Raw genomic sequence first — 4,451 nt, 5'->3', positions numbered from 1 at the left:
GTGCTCTTGAAGTCATCGGCCCCCGGAATACGCCCCAGCGTGGAGAGCACACCGTCCACCGAAAGGGACACGGCGTTCTCACCGTAGTCGTGCTGCGCGAAGATTCCCAGGTCATGGCTGAGCAGGGTGAAATCGGTCGTCGCCTTGCCGTGGCCGAGCTGCCAGAAGCCAAGGAAGTTGTAACCGCCACCGAGGGTCGTATCGCCCTTGGACGCGGAGTAGGAAAGATCGAGAACCGTCTCGATGCGACCGTCTTTCTGGCTGCCACCGGTGAATGGAGAACCCGCCACCGTGGAGTTCGCTGCGTCACTCGGGTTGAGCGTCACGTTCGTGTCGTAAGAGTAGCCCAGACGCCCGCTGACGCGCAGGCCGCCTTCTTCTTCACCAGCGGCGGGCGCGCCCGCATCGAGGCTGGCGACGGCCTTGTCGAGATCCGAGGCCAGACGTCCGCTTGGGCCGGCGCTCTGCGCGGCCTGGTAACTCGAACGGGCCTTCCCGGTGTTGCCGCGTTCCTGCGCGCAACGGCCGCGGTAGTAGTTCGACGCAGCGAGGCTGAACTTGGCCTCGATCGCCTTGTCGAAATACGGCGCTGCGCCCTTGTAGTTCTTTTCATTGAAGAGCGAGACGCCCAGGTTGTAGTTGGCGGCGCCGCTCTCGGGATGGGCCTTGGCGGCCTTTTCGAACTGCGCCTTCGCGCCGGCCTCGTCGCCCTGCTCGCGCAGGGTGATGCCGTAACCGATGCGCCAGCGCTGGTCTTCGAGGTCCTGGCCTTCGAGCTTCTGGAAGCCTTCGACGGCTTCACTGCCGCGACCGAGCGAGAAGAGCGCGCGGCTCTTGATGGCGAGTGCTTCGGCGTTGTTCGGCTTGTCGGCGAGCACGTCCTCTGCAATTGCGAGTGCGTCCTCGAACTTGCCTTCCTTGAGCGCCAGGTTGCCCTTGACGACCTGGATCTCGTAGTAGCTCTCTGTTTTTTCCTGAAGTGCCCCGGCGGATTCCTGCGCGCGCGCCGGAATGGCACTGACGCTCACAAGCAGTCCGAGACAAAACAATACAAGCCCAATGCGTGAGTTCTGCATGGTACCCCTTCCCGATTCGGTTGCCGCGGCTGCGTATTGCGAGACTGGACATCCCCAAACGCTTGCCGTTCCGAAAAGAACGACACACGTCCGACGCATCCCTCCGATGCGTTCACCTAAAAGATGCTGGAGGCTGAACCTCCCCCGCTTGGCAGCGCGATTCGCGACAACCTGCCAATGGCCCCTCATATACTGCATTTTCTGAAATGGCGCCAACCCCTGTTGGGGGCGAAAATTTGTGGAAATTCAGGCTGCTGGAGCCCCGGAATCGACCCCTACCAGCCCGTTCCCACCAGCGGCGGCCCCTCAGGGGGGCACTCGTCCTCGCCGCAGAGGATGTGGAATTCGCCCTCTTTGGGCCCTGGAGGCCCTGAAGGGCCTTTTTTGGGCTCCCAGCGGTGGCGGGCCCCGGCGACCAGTTGGCGCAGGCCCTCCCCGGTCTCCTCCAGCGCCCGCCGGGTCGTGTTGTAGCCGTGGGCCAGAACCGTGTGACGGCTCGATTCATCCATATTGGAGAAGAGAAACATCGTGGCATCGTCGAGCGGTGGCTCGATCAGGAAGACCTTCAGATCCGGGCGCTCGACAGTGTAGCGCTTGAGGGCCATGCGCAGCTTGTTGGCGGTGCTGATGCGAAGCGCCTGGGCCCAGACTTTGATGGGCCCGCGCCCGGCGATGGAGTCGATCTGCTCGGTCGAGTCCATGAGCGTCTGGTGGGGCCGGTTGAGCTGGACGGGCACCATCGGGTTGATGACCACGATGGACTTGGCCCCGCGCTCGACGGCGAGATCGACGTGGGCGACCTGCCCGCTGCCGCCGTCGATAAAATTGCGATCTCGAATACGCACCGGGTCGAAGAATCCGGGAATGGCGGAACTGGCCGCCACGGCGAGCGCAATGGGCGTCGTCTCCAGCTCGCCGCCCTTGGCAAAGGCCCAGCGCTCGCCGGTTTCAAGCTCCAGCGCGGGGATCACCAGGTCGCGCCCGAGGTCCAGGAACGACTGCGCCAACCCGTTTCGCTTGAGAGATTTTTCGTAGGAAGCGCGGTAGGCATCGAGCGAGAACATCCCGCCGGGAAGCTGGCGCTCCACCATGCGGCCCCAGTCAATGGGCGGCGTGCCGGGCATCCGCAGCGCGTTGGCCAGCACGCCGAAGAAGTAATACCCGGCGGCCTTCATCGCCGCGACGCCCCAGCGCTTGAGGTCGGGCCGGAACACATCGGCGCGGCGGAAGGGGAAGAACGGATCGTCGAGGTTGTTCATCGCCTGGAACAGGCGCTCGGGCGAGACGCCCTGGCTGAGGAAGCCCGCCACGCTCGCGCCAGCGGAAGTGCCCACCCAGACATCGAAGAGACTGCGCACGCTGCCTGGCCCCAGATACTCGTCCAGGGCGCGCAGCACGCCGACTTCGTAGAACGCGCCGGTCAGGCCGCCGCCGCAAAGGCACACGGCCAGTTTCTCGGGTTCTTCGTTCGCTGCCGGCAGACCTGCTCCGTTGCCGCCGTTTGGGTTCTGCATCAACCAACCACCTTCAGCGCCCCCGCAGGTTCCGGGTCCGCCTCGCGCACCTCTGCAGTATAGACGACCCGGGGAGCGGCTGCGCGTGATGCAGCTCGCATTGCGACCACGCCGGTTCCGGGGCTTTGAAAGCCGGCCGGCCCGCCTATACTGCGCTCGCCCGTTAGGGGCCGCGGGGAAGCGCGGATGAGCAAGGAATCAAGCGACGAGTTTCGGGAGGCGCTGCCCCTGTTGGCACTGCTGGCGCTCACTGCGCTGGCCTATGCCAACGGAATGACCGGCGGGTTCATCTTCGACGACCGCCTGCTCGCCCAGCACGCCTGGGCCTGGAAGCCCATCTCGCAGTGGGGCTGGGGCCTGCCCAATCCCATGGGTCATGCCGCGCAGCGCCCGATCGTCACGGCGGCCTTCTATCTCGACTACTTTCTCTTCGACAAGCATCCGACCGGCTATCACGTCATCAACCTGATTCTCCAGATGGTGAACGTCTGGCTGTGCTGGCTGCTGGCGATTCGGCTGGGACTCACGCGCCGTGCCGCCTGGATCGTCGCGGCGGTCTTTGCCTTTCATCCGGTACAGACCGAGTCGGTGGTCTACATCTCCGGCCGGCGCGACCTGCTGCTGGGCTTCTTCTATCTCACGACCTTCCTGCTCTATCTGAAATACCGCGAGGAAAAACCGCTGTGGTGGCAGATCACACTGCCGATCTATTTCTTTGTCGGCATGAACGCCAAGGAATCGATCTTCACCCTGCCGGGCCTGTTCCTGCTTTACGAGGCGCTGCTGGCGAAGAACCCCTGGCGCGATCCGCCCGAGTCCCAGGGCGTCGATTCCCCGTGGCGACGCATCTGGCGCGGCTTTACTGAATACAAGGTGATGTACGCCCTGATCTTCGCGCTCGGGGTGCCGCTGCTCATTCACCGCTCGTTCATCTCGACGCACCTTGGGTACGACCCCACCGGCAACCTGATCGGCGGCACGCTCGGCACTCATACGATGACGGCGCTGCGTGCGCAGGTGATCCTGCTCTGGCGTCTGATATTCCCGCTGCATCTGCTCGCCGATTATTCGATGAAGAGCATCGCCATCTCCAGCGGCTGGGGCGATCCGCTCGGCTGGGGTGCCATGGCCGTGATCGTCGCCTTGATCGGTTCGATTTTCTGGAACCTCTCGCGCCGCCCGTGGGTAGCTTTTGCACTGAGCATCATCGTGCTGGGCCTGCTGCCCACGGCGCAGATCATTCGCCACCGCGAAGTGACAGCCGAGCACTATCTCTATTTGCCGTGCATCGGCTTCGGGATGCTGCTGGCCATGGCGGACGCGCGTCTTCGCGCCTCGAAGGTTCAGAACTCCGCCACCGTAGCGATGATCGCGCTGACGGTTCTCTTCAGCCTCTACGTCGTTCGCTGCTGGGCGCGCAATCCGTCCTATGATTCTCCAATGACATTCTGGAGCACGGTCGAGCGCGACTCGCCCCAATCGGCGCGCGCGCAGATCAACCTGGGCGCACACGAATCGCTCACCGGGCAATACGGCGGCGCGGAACTACTCAAACGCTTTGAACGCGCGCAGGAATACGACCCCAACAACGCGGGCGGCTACGCCAACGCGGGGCTCATCTACAAGTCTTTCGGCAAGAATGAGAAGGCAATCAAGCTCTTCCAGCGCGCGCTGGAAATTGAGCCGCGCAACCCCGACTACAAGGTGGACCTGGCACGCCTGCTCTACGACTCCGGGCGCCTGACCGAAGCATGGGAGCAACTCGAATGGGTGCGGGTGAACGTCCCCGGCCATGAACGCATGCAGGCCCTTCGCCGCGAGATCCTGCTCAAGCAGGCCATGGAAGCCCGCGCGAAGTCCG

At 63.9% G+C, this 4,451-nt stretch carries 3 protein-coding genes; 1 reads left to right on the top strand and 2 read right to left on the bottom strand.

The features are described from left to right. Positions 1-1,076, bottom strand: a 1,076-nt coding sequence (locus KDH09_00470) for a tetratricopeptide repeat protein (protein ID MCB0218139.1), incomplete at its 3' end; no start/stop codon positions are given. 275 nt (positions 1,077-1,351) lie between these two features. Next, the gene (locus tag KDH09_00465) at positions 1,352-2,590 is read right to left on the bottom strand and encodes a patatin-like phospholipase family protein (GenBank protein MCB0218138.1); all 1,239 of its coding nucleotides are present in this window, start codon (positions 2,588-2,590) and stop codon (positions 1,352-1,354) included. A 186-nt stretch (positions 2,591-2,776) separates the two neighbouring features. Between KDH09_00465 and KDH09_00460 the strand changes: the two genes are divergently transcribed. Next, positions 2,777-4,451: tetratricopeptide repeat protein (locus tag KDH09_00460; GenBank protein ID MCB0218137.1), on the top strand; the 1,675-nt coding region annotated here is incomplete at its 3' end.

Source organism: Chrysiogenia bacterium (genome assembly GCA_020434085.1).
Taxonomy (GTDB): Bacteria; JAGRBM01; JAGRBM01; order JAGRBM01; family JAGRBM01; genus JAGRBM01.
The sequence above is the reverse complement of the archived record's forward strand: the minus strand, read 5'-3'. Positions and strand labels throughout refer to the sequence as shown.

What these genes read in the sequence shown, in the direction of transcription:
- KDH09_00465 (MCB0218138.1), bottom strand. Translation starts at nt 2,590, where the DNA reads ATGCAGAACCCAAACGGCGGCAACGGAGCAGGTCTGCCGGCAGCGAAC.